Below are 19,802 nucleotides of genomic sequence, written 5' to 3'. Positions count from 1 at the left end.
AAAGAGTGGATTAGACTTAAGGAAGAGATTATCTCGAGGAGGGCCTTTTAGATTGCACCGCCCAGAGGCATCCAGACTATTGAGGTCTGAGAGTCTGTAGAATATATGATTCCATTCTGGTCAACTTTAAACCTATGTTCACCAGTTTTAAGCGGCTGTTTTGGTTCTGCAATCACAGTAAAGCTATTCGGATCAAAACTCTCATCTTCAATTTCAATCCGGTAATTATAGCCACTTTTTGAGCCACTACTCAACAATGGTCCTGCTGAAAGAGTAGGATTGACTATTGAGAGCTTATTTAAATTGTCTGGATATGTTTTATAGAGGATACGGTAAACCTCCATGGCTGCGGCTATCTTGCCCAAAGAGGCTATTGCATCAGTCTCATTGGCCTGGATTTTCATCCTGGATAGGTGTGGAATACTCAAGACAAGAACAATCCCGATTACCGCCGTAACTAATAGGGCCTCAAATAAAGTAAGTCCCGTCAGAGTCCTCTTTGCTTTGTTAGGCTCTCTAACGGGACTATTGTTTCTAAACATATTCGCCTATATCTAGCCTATCATTTCTTAATGAGCGGCTTATAAAAGCCCTCGCTGACAAAGATATAACTTAACACCTCTTTAGGCTCTAAGCCCTTGCTAGAACCTCTAAATCTAAGAGATATCTCATCGCCTTTAACCATCTTGGCATATCTATTATCAGACTTCTTAAGTAGAGACATTACATTACTGAAGAATCTCTTATTGTGTTTTGCCTCAACCAAGGCTAGGTCTCTAATCTTAATCGGAACCTGGGCTGACATATCTAAAAGTGCAAAATCTAGCTTGTGTTCATTTTTCCAGTTGATCTTTACCCTAAGCTCACCAGCAATCTTGTCTTTAAATGAAGCTAGATCTATTGCCCAGATATCCCAGGCCTCATGAGGATGAACTATAGAGATCTCCTGCCAATAGCTATCCTCAAGAAACACCTCAATATGCAGCGACTTCGTGCTTTTAGCAGCATAGGCATATTCTAAGTCAGAGCTTAAGATAAGTCGCATGCCATTAGGTGCTTTTTTAATCTTACCAAAATCAAATGTAACAAAATCTCCAGGAAGACCATGATAATCACCTTTGCCCTTGCTAGAAACAAGACTTAGAATATCTTCACCATTTGTATCAATGGCCTTTCTTGGTCGCCTTAAGGCCCTTTGTTTATAAGTGAACATCTCACCCTCTGGCGAAGGAGCAATATTAACAAACTTAGGATGTCTAACCTCTATTAGATGTGCCTTATCAAGATAAGATTTTTCATCCAAAGGTTCAATAATCTTAAATAATAAGTCACCATTTTTATCCGCACTAACCTGTTTGGTTAATTTATAGTAATCAGTATATTCATGAGTATTTCCACCCGGAATAATATCATTGTCTTTTATAAACTGACTTCCATCCCAAACATGAACATAAGGACAACTAAGAAGACCAGGAAGTGTTTCTGTTACATCTGTGGTTGTTGTTGTCTGTACAGTGGTAGTAGTTCCGATTAGCCCTAGTGTAGTAGTCGTTGTGCTAGTTGTAGTTGTTGTAGTGGTTATAGTGGCTATAGTAGTTGTAATAGTCTGCGTTGTAAATGTAAGTGCAGTATCGGACGTTGTAGTAGTAGTTGTTGTAGTTGTTGTAGTAGGAGGTGAAGTTGGTGGTGGAGGTGGTGGAGGTGGTGTAGTTGTTGATGTGCCCATAAAACCCCGTCCTTCAACTCCTGTAAGAGGAATCCAGTCGGAGATTGCCTCAGGCTGACTCGTTCCAGGATTCTTAGCATAATAACCAACACTAGCGTCTGCCTTATTCACACCATACTTAAATACGCGTCTACCAGTAGGAATACCGCTAACAAGACCAGCAGTAACCCTGAACGAAGAAACCTTTGGCTCAGCATAGATTCTAAAGGCATATGTAGGCACAATATCAGTATCAACAGAATCAATCTTAAAGGCATATCCGCCTTTAGCGTATTCTGCCCCAGAGACTGAGACAAACTCCTGCCCGATTAAATCCGGAGCAAGGTTGTTAAGGTCGGAAAAATCTCTTGGGTAAGTACTGTATATTGAGCGATACGCTTCAAACGCTGATCCCAATTTGTAGAGATCGCTGATTGCGGCAGTTTCGTTTGCTGCTATTTTTGTAGATACAATTTTAGGGATAGAAAATGCCAAAATTACAACAATTACCGTAAGCACACCGATAAATTCGATACTACTAAATCCCTTTCTAAGATTCCTGTTCATTTTTAGATCCTCCTAGTAATATACCGCTTAATAGTATACCGCAATAAAACATAAGCTTCAAGCAATTTTCTTTATATAAATAAAAAACCTATTCTTCGAAAAGAATAGGTCCACATTTTTAATTTCGGTAACCAGACAATCCTTGACATCTAAAGATGCTAAGGACTCTTGGCTTTGCGTCCTATTCTCTCGAATAGTTTGCCCTTTTCGTACTTAACTAATTGTCAACTAAAGTATAACACAAATAAAGGCTTATTTCAATAATCTGCCAATAATTATTATTTTCATAACTCATTGCTATACAGCAAGTTATATCTAAGGGCGGGTACACTCAAATAAACCTTATTCAATCTTCTCAAATGCTACACTTTGGATTTCTATATTTGCATCCCACTTCTTTGCTGGCTTGTAGCTATCATTATTCCAGATTAGTTTGACCTGATGAACGCCTGATTCGATATCATTTAGGACCAGATACCCTGTCTTTACCTCTGTATCACTTGCCTCTAGGAGAATTGTACCAACCTTCTTATTAGCTACTTTAACAACGACATTAAAATTCTTATATCCCTTTGGCAGGCTCCAACCAGTGCTACCAACATAATTCTTTGCCGATAAGACAATCCTGTATGTACCTCCTTCTGATTCCATTCCATAGACAATAGGTTTATTGCTCCAATAAGTGCGGACTGCACCAGTCTGCTCATTTGTAACCCATTCCTTGGCAGAAAGATATTGACTGCCACTAAAGGTTACACTACTAATAATCCCGTCCTCTGAGACAGGTGTGCCAGAACTCAACCGACCATCCATCCACACAGCAAATACCTGTTCTGAACCAGTGGCCTTTGATTTAATCAACCAGGTATTATTAGAAGCTGCCTCTGCAGAACTTAAGGATAAGCCTAGCAGCAAGATCAAACTAAATATGGAGACTAAACAATTCTTAATCATCTTCTCTTCACCAAGTCCTCTTAAGGTAGATCCGAATTCAACTCGTATTTATTATCAATGTTAGCTATTGTAATATAATCACTTAATTCGCTCAACTCGCTAGGGTATCTGCCATTATAGGCATAATACATGTTAACTGCCTTATACAGTGAATTAAGTTCAGCCTGGGTTTTTGCCTCATTTGCATTTTGGCGCATTCTTGATAATATCGGCAATGAAATAGCCATTAGCAGCGCAAGAACCCCGACTACAATCATAATCTCAACTAGTGTAAAACCTTTCTTGTCCATCTTTAGTCTTATCCTCACATAAAAAAACCCTATTCCACTTAAAAGAATAGGGTAGTAAATTGCTGTTTTGACTTCGGCAACTGACTACCATATCCTGAAAATTCAGGACTTAGGCTCTTTAGCTTTGCGGTCCTTATTAGGACCAGGCACTCGGCCCGCCCCATTCTTTCAAATGGTTTGCCCCCTTCTAAAATATTTAGCATTTTAGAAGGGATCCCGACACCTAAACTACTAGATTCGGGACTTTTCGCTTCATTTCTAAATTGTCAACATAAAATATAACATACCTCCTGTTATATTTCAAGGCTAAGCAATATTTTTTTATCTTATACAACATATTGCTATATTAAAGTTACAAATACAGAAACAAATAAATCCAAAAACCAACAGCGCAGCCATTGAAAGATTAGTAGTTGGTTTGAAATTTGGGGTCTATCTAGGAAGGCTATTTATAAGTAAGGTTGGCTATGCCAATGTTATAAAGGCCTCTGATTTTTATGGGCCGCTGTGATTCAACAGGAGTTCCAGAAACATCATCCTCAAGCAGCCGCAACATTACTATCTGGTCATTGGTTAGATTGTCTGTATAAATATAGCCGTAAACCTCACCAGTCTCATCATGAAGACCTTCAGTATAGATTAAACCCTGAAGCCGGGCATAACGATTATCATCAGGAGAGGCATCATCATGGTAGTCACTAACCTTTATTGTATTTTCTGTGGTACCAGATGTATGCGGCACTACTAAGATATAGGCCTTTGTCTTGGAATAATATCCTAAATCTACTACAGTTGTGCCTGCATCTCTAGCAACATAGATAAATACGCCTTTTCCTTGAATAAATTCACCACTTGTATCCCCGGTCTTGGCCCTACCAACACGCGCTGACTGACCAATATTAACTGCGGTTTTACTGATAAGGCCAATATTCTCTTCAATATGAGCACTATTACTAATTGTAATTGTTCCAATAGCAATAATATTCCCTGGGCCTTCCAAGGGATTATCGCTATCAGTACTAATAGTAACATTGCCATTTACAAAAATATTCTTTCCTTTTAGTTGTCGATCAGAGGAGCCTGAAGAGGTAGTGGTTATATCTGGCAAATCGCCTGCAGTCATAGCCTGCGCCTTAACAAATAACCTATCATAATAAGCTGTATCTATTGCGGGTTTTGTAACTGACCAGCTACATTCATCAGGATTTGCGACTGAGTTACAATTCTCAAACTCACTACCATGTATTGCACCAATAGTATCAGTTATTGCATCCTTTGCATAGGCATCACCCCAGACACCATATTTTGTAATATCACTGATATTATCAAGGTCTAGGCTACCATTTACATAGAGGTTCTTAGCGTCAGTGGACTCTCCCCATATTGCCTGATTCGCAGTGGGAGAATAGTTTGTAGTTACTTGGACGCTTGATACGTCAAAGTAGGTAGTGCTATGAAATGTTGGCGAACGCCATGCTGTGCAATCTTCTGTCTTACATTTATAGTTTTTGCAGTCGTAGTTTCTGCACTCATAATTACTACATTCATAATTACTACACTCATAATTACTACATTCGTAATCACTACAATCATAATTACTACATTCGTAGTTACTGCAGGAGGTCTTCCATCCGCCTGGACATGCTAACTTTATAGTCTTACAAGTCCAATCCCCATATTCTAGACAACACGGACATTGTGGTTCCCCGCCTGCTAGAATAAAACCAGTCTCTCTTTCTAATGAGCAAGCACACCATCCCGTCTCAATGCAAGACTGCTCCCAATTTGAATCGCAGCTATAACTAGCATCACAAGTCGTACTCCAAGTTGGATAGTCTGACTCTGGACAACACACAGTTTTACACGGATATGCTGCTGTCTGACATTGACAGGAAACTGCCTCACAACAGTATTCATAGCCTGAAGGCACAGAAGAAAGACAGCAACTAGCAGCAGTGTCTTGGCTGCAATCCCCATTATAATAATTATTAGTAACAGCACTAAAACAAGAACTATAACAGCCTTCACAACAGGAACTAGTTGAAGGGCAGGAGTCAGTGCAGTTGCTTGAGCTATAACATGCCTCGCAACAGGAACTAGTTGAAGGGCAGGAGTCAGTGCAGTTGCTTGAGCTATAACAGCCTTCACAACAGGAACTAGTAGAAGGACAGGTATCAGTGCAGTTGCTTGAGTTGTAGCATCCTTCGCAACAGGAACTAGTTGAAGGGCAGGAGTCAGTGCAGTTGCTTGAGTTGTAGCATCCTTCGCAACAGGAACTAGTTGAAGGGCAGGAGTCAGTGCAGTTGCTTGAGTTGTAGCATCCTTCGCAACAGTAGTTGGTTGAAGGACAGGCATCAGTGCAGTTGCTTGAGCTATAACAGCCCTCACAACAACCACTCGGACTACCACCACTGGTTGAAGGACAGGCATCAGTGCAGTTACTCGAGCTATAACATACTTCACAACAACCGTCGGGAGTAGCGCCACTGGTTGAAGGACAGTTGTCAACACAATCAGCCGCAGTATACCACTCAGTACAACCTCTGGTGATACACACATCCTCTAAGGTAATCGGGTTCTGATTCTTAATAACCGCATTGTATTTCTTAACTTTTTTAATTATTTCATCATTCTGATTTTCATCTTCAATTATATTCAAGCTTATAAAGCGGTTAACTCCAGGAGAGCTTCCGGTAAGGGTCATACTTGCAGTTCGTGCTGTAGGAGCAGGGTCAGTGTCATAATTTATACTAAATTGAAAGTTTTCTCCTCCTAATTCCTTGTTTATCTGGGGGTTGCCCATCAAATCATTATCAAAAGGTGTGACATATTCTAAAAAGTAATTCTTGGCTGATTCTGCTAAATACTGACCTTTAAGCGAATTTATCTGGTTTACATATTCATCAAGTTTGCGGCTTACCACATACATCGCTGTCATGGCAATAACGCTAAAGGCAACCAGAATCCACAGCGCCAGAATTAAGGCAAAGGATTTTCTGTTAAATTTAAAACTTAGCATCATCAACACTGGCTATTGCAGATAACGCGGCATAATCCGAGTTACAAGGCTATAGGCCTTTGTTCCAGTATCATCTGTTATCGCTAATCTTATCTGCACAAATCTTACATCAAACGTACTGAAATCACTCACGTTAGTCTGTCCTGCCGACATATCTAAATCAACTGTATCAAAAACCCGAAACTCTGCAAAACTTACTCTTTCAGCTAAAATATCGTCGTTGTCGTCTCCTCCGCCAACTGTTCGAATCAATCTATTATTAGCACTATCCCAATCATAGGAAATCGGTGTATTGGGAGGATCACACGTTGCACAGGTTGTAAATGTCAAACTCATACCGTCAATAGTATTGAAACTTGCGCATTCTGTTTTTATTTCTTCTGACATCCAATTCATGGCAAATCTTGATTCATTAGCAAGTACCTCTTGAGTTCTGGACATCAAAAATAAATCTATTGATTGTAATACAATAGGGGTAAGCACTACAGCAATAATAGCTAAAACCGCAATGCTAATAACCATTTCTATAAGAGTAAACCCTTTTGTTTTCATATCAATACCCGTCTCCTGCTGGTGTGACTATACTGTAGAGTTCTAATTGCTTACCGGGCTGAATATCATTTGTTATCCTTACATAGATACGCAGATAACTGCCGCTTGCAACGCCATCAGCTGAACTAACTCTCGCACTTATATCAGCTAAATCCCCTCCAGCGCCACCGTATTCAGGATCAATAGCATCAACCTCTATTGTGTATTTATACTTAGAAAAAGGGCCAGCAAAGACAGTATCGTTGCCATAAGAATGCACATCACTATCAAGTTCGTTAAGAAGCTCAAAAAAATCCTTGGACAACATACTTTCCATAGCATACTGGCCAAGATAAGAAGAAGTAGTCATAACTTGAGCAGTTACATGGGCTAGTATTGCTTGATTGAATAAGGCATAGAGAGGCAATAAGGATACTGCGATAATGACAATAACAACCAAAAGCTCCATCAGTGATAGACCTGATGGAGCTTTTAAAATTAACAGTTTATGCAATCTGTTACTAATATTATTAATTTTCAATAGTAATCCTTCCGATACGAGAAATCCTGACTATCTTAGTTCTGCCATTATACTCTACAACAATAATGCCACCTGAACTTCCCAATCCTGTATCAGTTGAAAAATAAGCATTTTCATCATTCCCCATAACCCAGGTACCGTTCATTGGTCTGCCTGTAGGTCCTTCAAAACGAACAGCGTTATAAGCGCCGCCTGATCCGTCATCGCCAAAGTCTACAGATTGTATCTTGACTTGTTTAAAATCATCTTCACTAGGAAAAAAAAGTTCAACTTTTTCTGTAATATTTCTCACTACCGGTTCATATAACACACTAATTCTTGTGCCAACAGGATCTCCAGTTTCTGCAGGCAGCTGTAACGCAGGAACAGCGCGATAAGAACTAGGAAGAGTTGAAGCCTCATCACTAAAATCCATAACCACAAAGTTGCCTGCCTCCTCGCCTGCTTCGCCTCCAGAATAAGTATATTCGCTTTGCTCTCCCATGTCAATAGCCAACATCCTGGCGTAATTTAAGTCAGAGACAACTTTTTGGGCTGCAGCATCAAGCAATAACGCATCCTGGCTACTGAAATTAACAATGCCCATAGTAGCCATAATAGCCGTAAGGGCTAAGCCAATTATTAACTCTAATGAACTAAAACCTTTTCTTTTCATCTTAAGGCCTCATAAAAATAAAAAACCCTATTTTTTTACAAAAGAATAGGGTTACAAACCTTAATCTCGGCAGCTGACTACCCTATCCTAAAAATTCAGGACGTAGGCTCTTTTAGCTTTGCGGCTCTTATCAAGCCAGACACTTCAATCCGCCCCATTCTTTCAAATGGTTTGCCTTTTCCGACTAATGCCCTATACAGAACACTAGATTCAGGGTTTTTTCGAGCTTATTTCCTAACAATTTAAGTATAACATAGACAATGCATGATTTCAAGCTGAAAACAAAAGATATCCTTAATGCAACCTATTGCTAATGTTAAAGTTATAAAAACATACTCAGAGATTTTAGCCTTGCCTAAACCCCACTTTTATGCTAGACTAATTTTACAATGAAAAAGAAAAAGATATCCTGGGATAAGAATCTGATAAAGGTAATCTGTGTGGCGATGATTATAAGCCTGGCTTATTCTTTTTCCTCCCATAAAATTACTTTTTTAAATATCCTTTCGTTAAAAACTGCTGATTTGTTTAATCGCCTTACTTATCAGTTAAAACCTAAACCCAAAGAATTAAAAGAGATCAGCCTTGTTGTTATTGATGACGAATCATTCATGGTCTTGCAGAAAAAATGGCCCTGGTCACGAAGTTTCTTGAGTGAATTTATTGATAACCTAAATGAATACAGACCAAAGATCATTAGTCTGGATATGGTATTTACAGGAGAAAGCAATAATAAGGATGATGATTCGGCACTGGCTGAGGCAATTAAAAATGCAGGCAATGTAATTCTTGCAAGTTACATTGCCCCGGATAAAAGTTATAATGAACCTTATCTGCCTTTGCAAAAAGCAGCCTTAGGCTTTGGCTTTGTTAACAAGACACGCGATAAAGATTTAACCGTGCGTAATTGCCGCCTCCTGTTTCCAAGAAAAGACCTTCCGGGAATACTAAAAACCTCTTTCGGACTAAAGACCTTTTTGCGCTATCACGAAAGCGATATTAAAAACGACGTCTCACTTAATAATCGCAGAATGCTTATCAATCTAAAAGATGTGGCAAAAACAACAAAGCAAGTAATCATTCCTCTTTCAGAAAAAGGCACAGCATTGATTAATTACCAGGCAAAAAATAAAGACTTTGAAATCATCCCCTTTCATAAAATAATCAATAAAACTGCTAGTAAAGCAAGTATCCACAAAAAGATTATTCTCGTCGGCACGACTGCTGAAATCTTTCACGATGTCTACCCTACCCCCCTGGGCCTGATGCCAGGGGTAGTAATCAATGCCAATGAAATCCTAATGTACTTATCAGGAAATTTTCTAAAAGAGACGCCTGAGATTTTCTCAATCCTGTTGATTCTAATAGTTGCAATTTGCACCGCAATATTCACCTATAAACTCTCAATCCTTAAAGGTTCCCTTCTTTTGGCGCTAGAGCTTTTAGGGCTTATGCTTGTTTCCTTTCTGCTTTCCTATCAAAACTTATCCTTTGACTACTTTGGTCCGATATTTATTGCCGCATTTTTGTATCTGGGCACGGAGACATACAAATATATGCGCTTATTGGTTGAGGCAGCAATCTTAAAAACTATGGCGATTACTGATGGGCTCACAGGACTCTTTGTACATCGCTATCTAATACTTAAACTTGATTCTGAATTTGCACACGCAAAAGAGGAAAATACTCAACTTACATTTTTGATAATGGATGTTGACCACTTTAAAAAAGTAAACGACACTTACGGGCATGAAGAAGGAAATGTAATCTTAAAGAATGTTGCTAGGATCATCCAGGAGAGCAGCCGCAGAGTGGATGTCGTGGCCCGTTACGGCGGTGAAGAATTCTGCTGTATTTTGCCTAATACAACTGCAAAAGGCGCCAGTATCTACGCTGAACGTCTAAGAAAATCTATTGAAGAATTTAACTTCCCTTATAAAGGGAACCAGCCTCTAAAGGTAACAATCAGTATAGGAATCGCATCCTTAACTGAGACAGATGCCCAGACCCCTAAAGAATTAATCTCTTTCGCTGACAAGGCGCTTTATAAAGCCAAAGAGACAGGTAGAAACAAGGTGTGTGTTTTCCTCATACCAGAAAGGCCTCCTACTAAATAAATCCTTGAGATTACAAAATCTAAAGCTTCTTTGCGCTAACAGAAGCAGTTATTTTGATTTTGGTTTTTAAAAAGGTGGGTCTAAAGAGTAATCTTTAAGAAGCGTGTCTTTCCGACTTTAAGCATAGCAGGTGAGTCAACGAGGAATTTTTCATCCTTTATTACTTTATTAGCAAGGCGTACTGCGCCATCGCGCAACAGACGCCGCGCCTCATTGCCTGAGGAGACAAGTCCACTATTAGTAAGCACACTAAAAATTGTCTCGCCGTTTTTGTCTTTAAGGCGGTAGTTGGAAGTCTTCTTTGGCTCTTTGCCTTGACTAAATACAGCCTCGAAATCACTTCTTGCCTTAGCCGCAAGCTTTTGTGAATAGAATCTGGAAACTATACCTTCGGCTAGATTCAGCTTTGCCTCTTTTGGGTGCATTTTCTTGACGACGCCTAGATTATCCTCTGTAAGCACATCGTAAAAACGCAACATAAGCTCATCTGATGTGGACATAATCTTACCAAAAATCTCATCTGGTTTCTCGGCAATGCCGATATAATTATTATAGGTCTTGGACATCTTTAGCTTGCCGTCTAGGCCTTCAAGTAAAGGCAGAGTAATCACTACCTGAGGCTGTTTGCCATAGATACGCTGTATATCACGGCCGATCAAGAGATTGAACTTTTGATCTGTACCCCCTAATTCAATATCAGCATTAAGCACGACCGAATCATAGCCCTGCATTAAAGGATATAAAAACTCCAGGACACTGATAGGCTTGCCATCTTTTAACCTATTTGAAAAATCATCGCGTTCTATAATCCTGGCAACATTATATCTAGAGGTGATTTCCAAGAACTTATCTAGGTCTACTTTATCCTTTCCATTCCATCCCTTACCAAACCACTCAGAATTATATCTTACCTCAAGATGTTTTTTACCCATAAGCAGTATTTTAGAAACTTGCCCTAAGTAAGTTTTGGCATTGCGGTTAACCACTTCGGGCGTGAGCATTTTTCTTGTCTGAGACTGCCCAGAAGGATCACCAATAAGTGCAGTATAATCGCCAATCAGGAGGACTACCTTGTGTCCTGAATCTTGAAAGGCGCGCAATTTCTTCAAGAGGACTGTATGTCCAAGGTGGATATCGCTTGTAGTAGGATCAAAACCTGCCTTTACCCTTAGAGGCCGTGCTTTCTGCCGCAATGAGCTTTCAAGCTTTGCAATTAACTCTGGCTCGCTGATTATCTCAACGATACCTCTCTTTATTTTAGTAAGCTGTTCTCCGATTCCTATCTTAGTCATTCTAATTTAGCACTTAAGCCAATCTTGGCGGCATCTACATCGACCTTAATTATTTTTGCCTTTATCTTATCACCTGGCTTTAATGTCTCTTTAACGCTGGGCTCAATTTCTCCGGTGTAGATTAAACCTTCCAATTCATCTGATAATTTTACAAAAACACCAAAATTTGTCAGGGAGGACACCTCTGCCTCGACTATCTTATCCAGCTCATATTCCTGTGCAATCTTCGGCCAGGGATTTTCTGTTAACTGTTTTAGCCCGAGTGATATTTTCTGATTCTGAGCATCAACAGACAAAACTATAACCTCTACGCGCTGTCCTTTTCTCAACACCTCTTGAGGGTGACTGATCTTCTTTGTCCAAGACATATCTGAAACATGGATCATTCCCTCTAGATTATCGCTCAACTCAACAAATGCACCATACTCACTAAATCCCCTAACAGCGCCAGTAACCTTCATATCCCTTGTATATTTATCACTGGCTGTTTCCCAGGGATTTGGCTCAAGTTGTTTTATGCTTAAGGAAATCCTTTTTGTCTGCGGTTCAACATTCAAGACCTTGGCCTCGATCATATCTCCAATGGCAAAAGTATCCTTCAGATCAGCCGTCCTCTTACTCCAGGAAATCTCGGAAATATGCACAAGACCTTCTATGCCCTTTTCTAACTCTACAAACAGGCCGTAATTTAATATATTAACAATCTTGCCTTTTACTTTTGTCTCAGGCGGAAACCTCTCTTCTACATTCTCCCAAGGATCAGGCGTGCGCTGTTTTAGGCCTAAGGACACACGAGAATTATCCTTGTCTAAATTTAAAATCATTACCTCTATTTTATCTCCAATCGCCACTATCTCCGATGGATGAGAAATTCGTGACCAGCTCATATCTGTTATATGAAGAAGGCCGTCTACGCCGCCTAAATCTACAAATGCACCAAAATCAGTAATGGCCTTAACCTGGCCTTGACGAATATCTCCAATCTTCAGCTCTTGCCAGAGTTGCTTTTTAACAGAATCCCTCTCCTTGGCAAGGGCATCTTTGCGAGAAACTATCAAACTTCGACGCTGATTATTCATCTTAATAACCTGAAACTTAAATACATTATTAATGATTTCTCTCTGGGGCTTTCCCCTAAAGGTAGATAGGGATTCAGGCAAAAAGGCATCGACCCCCATAACATCCAATGTATAGCCTCCTTTAATCTTGGCCTTTACCTTGCCTTCCAAAAGTTGTCCTCCTTCCTCTGCAGCCGCACAAATCTCATCCCAGCCTTTCATTCTTCTAACTTTTTCTTTGGAAAGAACAATCGTCCCATCGTCTGCCTCCAAAGATTCAATCAAAACCTCAACTTCAGCTCCTATGACTAATTCATTGCTATCAAACTCTATCAAAGGAATCATACCCTCTGATTTATAGCCAATATCTATCATTGCTTCTTTTGAGCTGATATTGACTACCTTGCCTTTTACAATTTGTCCATCTTTAAAATTTTTGAAACTGCCACCATACAGACTTTCTAGCGTATCATTCTGACTCTTCATTCCCTTTCACCTCTATATATAGATTTTTGCATCATAATCTTAATAAGTTAGCCTAAATCTAACTAAAAGTCAAGAAGAATTGGTATGCTCTTTTAACATATTACAACTTGGCAAAGACTGCCTTTAGAGTTTTAAGTTCTTGCTCGTAATCCTCAAAGCTACCTATCATCAATGGCTTACTAAAACTAACCTCTACCTCTGTTCCTCGTTTTATGCATTTTGAGTCTCTTGGCCATGCCTTCTCGCTGCCTGTAACCTTTGCTACTACAATAGGGACATTGGGCTTCTTTGCAAGAAGCAAAAAGCCTTTCTTTATATTTTGAAAAGAACTTTCCGTAGCTGCCTGCCTAGCGCCCTCAGGAAAAACAGCCACAACATTACCTTTTTTTAATGCCTTTATCGCCCCTTTGATTGCTTTAATATCCCCACTCTCAGGCATAAGCGGAACAACCCCTACAGCCCTCATCCAAGGACCCAGAAAGCGAATATCAAACAAGTCCTTGCGAGCCAAAAATATGAGTGGACGTGGACAGCTTATACCGACTATAGGCGGATCCAGATAGCTTAGGTGGTTGGAAATTAAAAGGAATGCCCCCTTCTTGGGTATGAACTCAAGTCCCTTAACCTTAATTTTGATTCGCAGTATTACCTTTAAAATCAACAATAAGAGGACTTTTGAAAGACGATAACATAACGTCGTCACGATCTAATCATCTTCTTACCTAATGAAATCAACCTCTCTGCCTTCTCTCTTGTAGCAGCCTCGGCATAAACTCTAACAATCGGCTCGGTTCCCGAAGGCCGTAACATTAACCAGCTTTCGTCACTCCCGATAAGCTTCAGGCCGTCTTTTCTGTTAATTCGCACTACATCCTTTCCTAATATCTTTTTGGGAACCTTAACATTTCCTAAATTGAAGTGGCCTACATTATGCAATTCAATGCTATCCTTGGTATAATAAAAACTTCCAAATTTGGATTTCAGTTCCTTTATGAGCTGCTTTATGCTACGTCCTCTAAACGATAACATCTCCAAAAGCAGCAATCCGGCTAAGCTGCCATCACGTTCAGGGATATAATTTTTAAAACCAATACCGCCTGCCTCTTCTCCGCCAACCAATACAGTAGTTTCCTTCATCAGCTTGCTTATATATTTAAAACCAACAGGCGTCTCGAATAGCTTTAATTTTAAATGTGCGCAGACCTTATCAAGCAATGTTGTGCCCACCACTGTCTTAACTACCGCACCTTTTTCTTTGCGGTCTTGGAATAAATGAAGGATTAAAAGACAGAGTATAACCTGGGGGCTGATAAAGTTAGCGTCTGAATCAAGTGCGGCAATTCTGTCCGCATCGCCGTCAAGCACCAATCCTAAATCAAATTTCTCATTTTTCATACGATGTATCATCTGACTCAAATTCTCCGGCAATGGTTCAGGCCTTGCTCCGTCAAATGAAGGATTCACGTCGCTACGCATCAAGGTAACCTTTACCTTGCCGCTTCCAATACAGTCAGGTATTATCGCATTGCCACTGCCATGCATTACATCAACGAGAACATTAAGGCGTCTAGAATGTATCTTTCTTAAATCTAAATATTTTTTTAGAAAGCCTTCATAAGCAGTGATTAAATTTTTGACCTTGCAATATCTGTTATTAGCTAGGCTTGCCTTTTTTACTTTATTTTTATGAAGTAATTTTTCAACGGCCTTGGTTATATCAGTATCAGCAGCGCCGCCGAAGCTATCCTTAATCTTGAACCCGTTAAATTCAGGGGGATTATGACTTGCCGTAATCATTATTCCAAAATCGCATCTGTTAGATTTAGTGGCAAAACTTAAGGCTGGCGTAGATATTGCCCTATCAGATAATATAACCTTTATCCTATTAGCCACCAACACCTCTGCTGCATAATGCGCAAACTCGCGTGATAGAAAGCGTGTATCAAAACCAATGACTGCCTCAACTTGCCCGCCTGACTTAAGACTCTTAAAGTAATCACTTACTGCCTGAGAAAGAATCGCAACATTCTCGAATGTAAAATCTCCTGCTATAACCGCCCTCCAGCCGTCTGTACCGAATTTAATCACTGGCTTTTTCCTCATGCCCTAAGACTCCTCACTGCCTGGGAAATATCCTTTGACTTGAATATATAATTTCCGGCAACTAACACATTTGCTCCGCAAGAGATTAATCGCGGTGCATTTTCATTATTTACGCCGCCATCAACCTCAATATCAAGATTGTATACCTTTCTTAGATTTTCTATCTTAGGATAAACTAGAGGCATGAATTTCTGACCGCAAAAACCAGGATTAACGCTCATGAGAAGGATGAAATCAAGATAGTCAATGCAAGATGCGATTGCCTTAATACTTGTCTTGGGCTTAAGTGCAACTCCTAATCTTACATTTTTTGCCCTTAGCTCTTTAAACCTTGCCTTTAATGTCTTTAAAGAGACGTTTTCAATGTGAACAGTAATTATATCCGAACCAGCGTTGACGAAATCATCCAAAAGCTTAAAAGGCTCTTCTATCATTAAATGCACATCCAGCGGTAGGCGAGTACTCTTTTTAATAGCTGACACCTGCCTCGGGCCTATAGTAATATTGGGAACAAAATGTCCATCCATTACGTCTATGTGTATTAAATCTGCGCCTGCCTTCTCTATTCTTTTAATTTCTTCATTCAGACGACCAAAATCACCTGCTAGAATTGATGGTGCAACTAGAATTTTCATTTATCTAAAAAGTCTCCCCTTTTTAATATAGGCAGCTACTCTATCAGGAACCAGATACTGAACTGACTTACCTGCTCTTAAACGCGCTCTGATCAGAGAGGAAGAAATATCAATCTGCGGTATCTGAATAGTCTTAATATGGCCTGAAGGCCTACATGGAGAAAATCCCGGTCTTTCGGCCACCACGAATTTAGCAATTTTTAATATCTGCTTAAAATCCTTCCATCTATTAAGCTGGCCCAAAGAATCAGAACCGCTTATAAAAAAAATTTTATCTTTTTTATTATTGAATTCTTTAAGGAATGCATACAATGTTTCAAGCGTATAAGATTTACCGCCTCTTTTTATCTCCATATCTGAAATCGCAAAATCCCTGCATCCTCTTATCGCAAGTTTCAGCATCTCTAATCTATGATAGCTAGAGACAGCTTGAGACCTTGACTTAAGAGGAGATATATTTGCTGGCACGAAAAAAAGCTTATCTAATCTCAGGGCCTGGCGTGCATATTCAGCTAGAATCAAATGACCAATATGAACAGGGTTAAATGTTCCGCCTAATATTCCTATTCTCATTATTCTCTAATCTGGCCGTTTCCTATAATCTGATATTTATAGGTGGTCAACTCCTCAACTGCCATTGGACCGCGTGCATGAATCTTATCCGTTGAAATCCCCATCTCTGCGCCCATACCGAATTGATAACCATCACTAAAGCGGGTTGAGGTATTTAAAAATACGCAGGCAGAGTCAACTTGCTGCAAAAACTTTCTTGCTGCAATCTGATCCTCAGTAACAATGCTATCAGAATGATGCGAACCAAAGGTATTTATGTGCTCAATCGCCTCATCCAAGCCATCAACTATACGTACAGCTAAAATCAAATCAAGAAATTCAGTCTGAAAATCACCCCTTTTTGCCTTTATAACTTTCGAGTTGAATTTTCTAACGCTGGCTGTGCCTCTTACCTCTACCTTCTCTTGAAAAAAGAGTTCAAGCATCTTCGGCAAAAATATTGCGGCAATCTTTTTATGAACAAGTAATGTCTCCATTGCATTGCATACGCCCGGCCGCTCTACCTTTGCATTAAGACAAATCTTATAGGCCATATCTAAATTAGCAGCCACATCTACATAGACAGTGCAAATTCCTTTATAATGCTTTATCACCGGAATCGTTGATTTTTTAGTAACTTCATTTATAAGCGCTTCTCCGCCTCTGGGTATGACTAAATCAATATAATTATTCATTTTTAGTAAGATATCGATTGATTTTCTATCGGTATTTTTAACTAATTGATATCCGTCATGAGCAAGGCCGCACTTTTTAATAACATCTTTTAGTATGTTAAAGATTGCTATATTTGAATTAATTGCTGCACTGCCTCCTCTTAAAATAAGTGCATTAGCGCTTTTTAAACAAAGACCTAAACAGTCGCTAGTAACATCCGGCCGCGATTCATAGATTATACTAACAACGCCGATTGGAACTCTAACCTTTTTGATTTCCAGGCCAGAAGCTACCTTATGAGCCTTGATCACCTCTCCCATTGAATCATTGAGACCTGCAATGCTCTTTAGTGATTCAGACATCTTTTTCAATCGCTCTTCATTCAGCGTCAATCTGTCAATAAACGCTTCAGTCTTTGTGTCCTGACCTGCCTTCTCGATGTCTTTTTTATTCTCATTAAGGATTATTGCCTTATTTTCAAGTAAGGCATCGGCCATTGTGAGAATACAATCTCTCCTCTCTTGTTTTGAGCTAAGCGCTAACTCAAAAGAGGCCTGCTTGGCAGATTTAGCGATTTCTAGTATTTGCCCTTTTAGACTGTCTTTCATAATTACCTACTCAATAACAATAAGGCAATCGCGATGCACTACTTCCGGCTGGCCTTTTTTGCCTTTTATCTGGTTAATCTTTTGGGCTGAAAATCTTGTTATACCCTTGGCAAATTTAGAGCCGGCCATATCAGCGATAAACACAACATCATTCTCTTTAAATTCACCCTGCGCCTCTATGATACCTACACTCAAGAGGCTCTTTTTCCTGGCAATAATTGCTGCCTTGGCTCCTGCATCAACCACAATCGCACCCTTGCACTTTGCACTAGTTGCAATCCAGTTTTTCTTATCTTTCGGCCTAGTACCTGCACAAAAAAATGTACCCGGGCTTTCACCTTTAGCAATATCAATCAGGATATCCTTGGTTTTTCCGTTAGCTAAGATGCAGGGTATGCCAGCATTATTTGCGATCTTTACAGCCTCAAGTTTTGTGTGCATTCCTCCCACGCAGCTAAACTTCTTACTACCGCAGGCTAGACGCATAATCTCATTATCGATTTTCTCAACAAGGTTGATTAACCTGTTGTTCTTTCTGTCAAAAAGCCCATCAACATCTGAAAGGATTATAAGGATATCGCTGGAGATAAGAGTAGCAACTAAAGCTGACAATCTGTCATTATCTCCGAATTTTATCTCCTCTGTAGAGACTGAATCATTTTCATTGATAATCGCAACAGACTTATATTTGAATAATTGATTTAGCGTTTTTTTTGCATTTAAGAATCGGGCCCTTTTATCAAAATCATCCCAAGTAAGCAATACCTGAGCACAATTATTATGATATTTCCTAAAGGCATTCTGATATGCCTCCATCAGCCTGATTTGACCTAAAGAGGCTAGGGCAGAAAGCTTGTCCAATTTAGTAGGCCTCTTTGTTAAACTTAAATTATCCAAGCCACATGCAATAGCGCCGCTTGAAACAACAACGACTTCTCTTCCTTCGCCTACAAGAGCCGAAACCTGATAAGCAATATTATTAATAAAACCAATATCGAGATGATTCGCGCTATCTGTGAGGATGCTCGTTCCGACTTTAATTACCAAACGTCTATAATTTTCGCTTAATTTCATCAATCAACCTCTTTAGACCTTGTTTTTCCTTACAAGAAATCGCGATTACGGGAGTGCCTAACCCCTCCTCTAACCTCTTTAGATTATCCTGCCAACCCTCTAAATCTATTTTATTAGCAACGATAATCCGCGGCTTTTTCTCTAGATTCCTGCCAGAGGCCTTCAGTTCCTCATTTATAATTTCATAATCTGATAAGGGATCAGAGGACGTTTGGTTAGATATATCAATAACCTGCAATAATAATCTGGTTCTTTCTATATGCCTCAAGAATGTATCCCCCATGCCTTTACCCAAATGGGCTCCTTCTATAAGTCCGGGGACATCAATAAGCACAAAAGAAAAATCAGATGATTCGAAAACTCCTAAGATAGGTGATTTTGTCGTAAACGGATAAGCAGCAATTTTTGGCCTAGCATGGGACAGGCAAGTAATTAAACTGGATTTTCCTGCGTTGGGAAGTCCGACGATTGCTACATCAGCAATAATCTTAAGCTCAAGAGTTACTTCTTTCTCTTCGCCTTTAGCTCCTTCTTCTGCCATGTGACGTCTAGAACTATTACCGCGGCCGCCACTGCCTCCCTTTACCGCAATTACCTCTTCTTCAGGACCTGTTAAATCCCGCAAGAGCAATCCTAATTCTGCATCGCGAATAATAGTACCAGGAGGAACCTTGATTATCAACTCAGGCGCATCTTTTCCTTTCTTACAATTCGAACCGCCCTGAGTACCGTTTTTCGCGCGAAAATGCTGACGATAACGAAAATCCAGAAGCGTCTGAACCTTAGAATCCACGCAAAACTTTATATCCGCTCCCTTGCCGCCGCTTCCGCCATCAGGTATAGAAAACCTCCTATTTTTTCTACGCCTAGAACTCCGACAGCCATTGCCGCCGTCTCCAGCCTTAAGCTTAATCCTGGCAGTATCAATGAACATCTCTTT

General features: G+C 39.8%; 18 protein-coding genes and 3 riboswitches. Of the genes, 1 reads left to right on the top strand and 17 read right to left on the bottom strand.

Going from position 1 to position 19,802, the window contains the following annotated elements; all coding sequences use genetic code 11:
* Positions 1-47: 47 nt before the first annotated feature.
* The 8 genes from KJ593_04085 to KJ593_04050 form a co-directional block, all read right to left on the bottom strand.
* Positions 48-542 carry a hypothetical protein gene (locus KJ593_04085; protein MBU2541064.1) on the bottom strand — a complete coding sequence of 165 codons (495 nt, stop codon included), beginning with the start codon at positions 540-542 and terminating at the stop codon, positions 48-50.
* 20 nt (positions 543-562) lie between these two features.
* On the bottom strand, positions 563-2,272 hold the full coding sequence (locus KJ593_04080) for a hypothetical protein (GenBank protein MBU2541063.1): 1,710 nt from the start codon (positions 2,270-2,272) through the stop codon (positions 563-565).
* Between the two features lie 123 nt (positions 2,273-2,395).
* Positions 2,396-2,485: riboswitch (cyclic di-GMP riboswitch) on the bottom strand.
* 129 nt (positions 2,486-2,614) lie between these two features.
* On the bottom strand, positions 2,615-3,226 hold the full coding sequence (locus KJ593_04075) for a hypothetical protein (protein MBU2541062.1): 612 nt from the start codon (positions 3,224-3,226) through the stop codon (positions 2,615-2,617).
* Positions 3,227-3,246: 20 nt separating this feature from the next.
* Complete coding sequence (locus KJ593_04070) at positions 3,247-3,516, bottom strand: prepilin-type N-terminal cleavage/methylation domain-containing protein (protein MBU2541061.1); 270 nt, start codon at positions 3,514-3,516, stop codon at positions 3,247-3,249.
* A gap of 72 nt (positions 3,517-3,588) precedes the next feature.
* Positions 3,589-3,708, bottom strand: a riboswitch (cyclic di-GMP riboswitch).
* Between the two features lie 253 nt (positions 3,709-3,961).
* A complete protein-coding gene (locus tag KJ593_04065) occupies positions 3,962-6,538 on the bottom strand; it encodes a hypothetical protein (protein ID MBU2541060.1) in 2,577 nt (858 codons plus the stop codon).
* A gap of 9 nt (positions 6,539-6,547) precedes the next feature.
* Entirely contained in the window at positions 6,548-7,087 is a 540-nt protein-coding gene (locus KJ593_04060) for a type II secretion system GspH family protein (protein MBU2541059.1), read from the bottom strand.
* 1 nt (position 7,088) lies between these two features.
* Complete coding sequence (locus KJ593_04055) at positions 7,089-7,535, bottom strand: hypothetical protein (GenBank protein ID MBU2541058.1); 447 nt, start codon at positions 7,533-7,535, stop codon at positions 7,089-7,091.
* Between the two features lie 61 nt (positions 7,536-7,596).
* Positions 7,597-8,262: a hypothetical protein gene (locus KJ593_04050; protein ID MBU2541057.1), complete on the bottom strand. Its 666-nt coding sequence runs from the start codon at positions 8,260-8,262 to the stop codon at positions 7,597-7,599.
* Positions 8,263-8,327: 65 nt separating this feature from the next.
* Positions 8,328-8,448, bottom strand: a riboswitch (cyclic di-GMP riboswitch).
* 203 nt (positions 8,449-8,651) lie between these two features.
* Between KJ593_04050 and KJ593_04045 the strand changes: the two genes are divergently transcribed.
* Positions 8,652-10,379, top strand: coding sequence for a diguanylate cyclase (locus tag KJ593_04045; GenBank protein MBU2541056.1), 1,728 nt, complete (start codon positions 8,652-8,654; stop codon positions 10,377-10,379).
* A gap of 80 nt (positions 10,380-10,459) precedes the next feature.
* On the opposite strand, the gene KJ593_04040 is transcribed toward KJ593_04045, so the two are convergent.
* The 9 genes from KJ593_04040 to cgtA all read right to left on the bottom strand — a co-directional run bounded on the left by KJ593_04040 (position 10,460) and on the right by cgtA (position 19,796).
* Complete coding sequence (locus KJ593_04040) at positions 10,460-11,671, bottom strand: tyrosine--tRNA ligase (GenBank protein ID MBU2541055.1); 1,212 nt, start codon at positions 11,669-11,671, stop codon at positions 10,460-10,462.
* Positions 11,668-13,215 (bottom strand): 30S ribosomal protein S1, encoded by a 1,548-nt coding sequence (locus tag KJ593_04035; GenBank protein MBU2541054.1) that lies wholly within the window; start codon positions 13,213-13,215, stop codon positions 11,668-11,670. The genes KJ593_04040 and KJ593_04035 overlap by 4 nt, the downstream gene beginning before the upstream one ends.
* Positions 13,216-13,315: 100 nt before the next feature.
* The gene (locus tag KJ593_04030; GenBank protein MBU2541053.1) at positions 13,316-13,918 is read right to left on the bottom strand and encodes a 1-acyl-sn-glycerol-3-phosphate acyltransferase; all 603 of its coding nucleotides are present in this window, start codon (positions 13,916-13,918) and stop codon (positions 13,316-13,318) included.
* The gene (locus tag KJ593_04025) at positions 13,915-15,318 is read right to left on the bottom strand and encodes a phosphoglucomutase/phosphomannomutase family protein (GenBank protein ID MBU2541052.1); all 1,404 of its coding nucleotides are present in this window, start codon (positions 15,316-15,318) and stop codon (positions 13,915-13,917) included. Before KJ593_04025 ends, KJ593_04030 begins: the two co-directional genes overlap by 4 nt.
* Positions 15,315-15,953: a ribulose-phosphate 3-epimerase gene (gene rpe, locus KJ593_04020; protein MBU2541051.1), complete on the bottom strand. Its 639-nt coding sequence runs from the start codon at positions 15,951-15,953 to the stop codon at positions 15,315-15,317. Before rpe ends, KJ593_04025 begins: the two co-directional genes overlap by 4 nt.
* Entirely contained in the window at positions 15,954-16,526 is a 573-nt protein-coding gene (gene nadD / locus KJ593_04015) for a nicotinate-nucleotide adenylyltransferase (GenBank protein ID MBU2541050.1), read from the bottom strand. It lies immediately after the preceding gene.
* On the bottom strand, positions 16,526-17,788 hold the full coding sequence (locus KJ593_04010) for a glutamate-5-semialdehyde dehydrogenase (protein ID MBU2541049.1): 1,263 nt from the start codon (positions 17,786-17,788) through the stop codon (positions 16,526-16,528). Before KJ593_04010 ends, nadD begins: the two co-directional genes overlap by 1 nt.
* Before the next feature lie 6 nt (positions 17,789-17,794).
* Positions 17,795-18,862 (bottom strand): glutamate 5-kinase, encoded by a 1,068-nt coding sequence (gene proB / locus KJ593_04005; protein ID MBU2541048.1) that lies wholly within the window; start codon positions 18,860-18,862, stop codon positions 17,795-17,797.
* Positions 18,840-19,796: an Obg family GTPase CgtA gene (cgtA, locus tag KJ593_04000; protein MBU2541047.1), complete on the bottom strand. Its 957-nt coding sequence runs from the start codon at positions 19,794-19,796 to the stop codon at positions 18,840-18,842. The genes proB and cgtA overlap by 23 nt, the downstream gene beginning before the upstream one ends.
* Between the last annotated feature and the right edge of the window lie 6 nt (positions 19,797-19,802).

This window comes from Candidatus Omnitrophota bacterium, from assembly GCA_018830005.1.
In the GTDB taxonomy this organism is placed as follows: Bacteria; Omnitrophota; Gorgyraeia; order JAHJTE01; family JAHJTE01; genus JAHJTE01.
Note: the sequence above shows the minus strand (reverse complement) of the source record. Positions and strands in the feature narration are given on the sequence as shown.

Excerpts from the sequence above, each read along its gene's own strand:
- KJ593_04085 (MBU2541064.1), bottom strand. The coding sequence starts at position 542 with ATGTTTAGAAACAATAGTCCCGTTAGAGAGCCTAACAAAGCAAAGAGG.
- KJ593_04080 (MBU2541063.1), bottom strand. The coding sequence starts at position 2,272 with ATGAACAGGAATCTTAGAAAGGGATTTAGTAGTATCGAATTTATCGGT.
- KJ593_04075 (MBU2541062.1), bottom strand. The coding sequence starts at position 3,226 with ATGATTAAGAATTGTTTAGTCTCCATATTTAGTTTGATCTTGCTGCTA.
- KJ593_04070 (MBU2541061.1), bottom strand. The coding sequence starts at position 3,516 with ATGGACAAGAAAGGTTTTACACTAGTTGAGATTATGATTGTAGTCGGG.
- KJ593_04065 (MBU2541060.1), bottom strand. The coding sequence starts at position 6,538 with ATGATGCTAAGTTTTAAATTTAACAGAAAATCCTTTGCCTTAATTCTG.
- KJ593_04060 (MBU2541059.1), bottom strand. The coding sequence starts at position 7,087 with ATGAAAACAAAAGGGTTTACTCTTATAGAAATGGTTATTAGCATTGCG.
- KJ593_04055 (MBU2541058.1), bottom strand. The coding sequence starts at position 7,535 with ATGGAGCTTTTGGTTGTTATTGTCATTATCGCAGTATCCTTATTGCCT.
- KJ593_04050 (MBU2541057.1), bottom strand. The coding sequence starts at position 8,262 with ATGAAAAGAAAAGGTTTTAGTTCATTAGAGTTAATAATTGGCTTAGCC.
- KJ593_04045 (MBU2541056.1), top strand. The coding sequence starts at position 8,652 with ATGAAAAAGAAAAAGATATCCTGGGATAAGAATCTGATAAAGGTAATC.
- KJ593_04040 (MBU2541055.1), bottom strand. The coding sequence starts at position 11,671 with ATGACTAAGATAGGAATCGGAGAACAGCTTACTAAAATAAAGAGAGGT.
- KJ593_04035 (MBU2541054.1), bottom strand. The coding sequence starts at position 13,215 with ATGAAGAGTCAGAATGATACGCTAGAAAGTCTGTATGGTGGCAGTTTC.
- KJ593_04025 (MBU2541052.1), bottom strand. The coding sequence starts at position 15,318 with ATGAGGAAAAAGCCAGTGATTAAATTCGGTACAGACGGCTGGAGGGCG.
- rpe (MBU2541051.1), bottom strand. The coding sequence starts at position 15,953 with ATGAAAATTCTAGTTGCACCATCAATTCTAGCAGGTGATTTTGGTCGT.
- nadD (MBU2541050.1), bottom strand. The coding sequence starts at position 16,526 with ATGAGAATAGGAATATTAGGCGGAACATTTAACCCTGTTCATATTGGT.
- KJ593_04010 (MBU2541049.1), bottom strand. The coding sequence starts at position 17,788 with ATGAAAGACAGTCTAAAAGGGCAAATACTAGAAATCGCTAAATCTGCC.
- proB (MBU2541048.1), bottom strand. The coding sequence starts at position 18,862 with ATGAAATTAAGCGAAAATTATAGACGTTTGGTAATTAAAGTCGGAACG.
- cgtA (MBU2541047.1), bottom strand. The coding sequence starts at position 19,796 with ATGTTCATTGATACTGCCAGGATTAAGCTTAAGGCTGGAGACGGCGGC.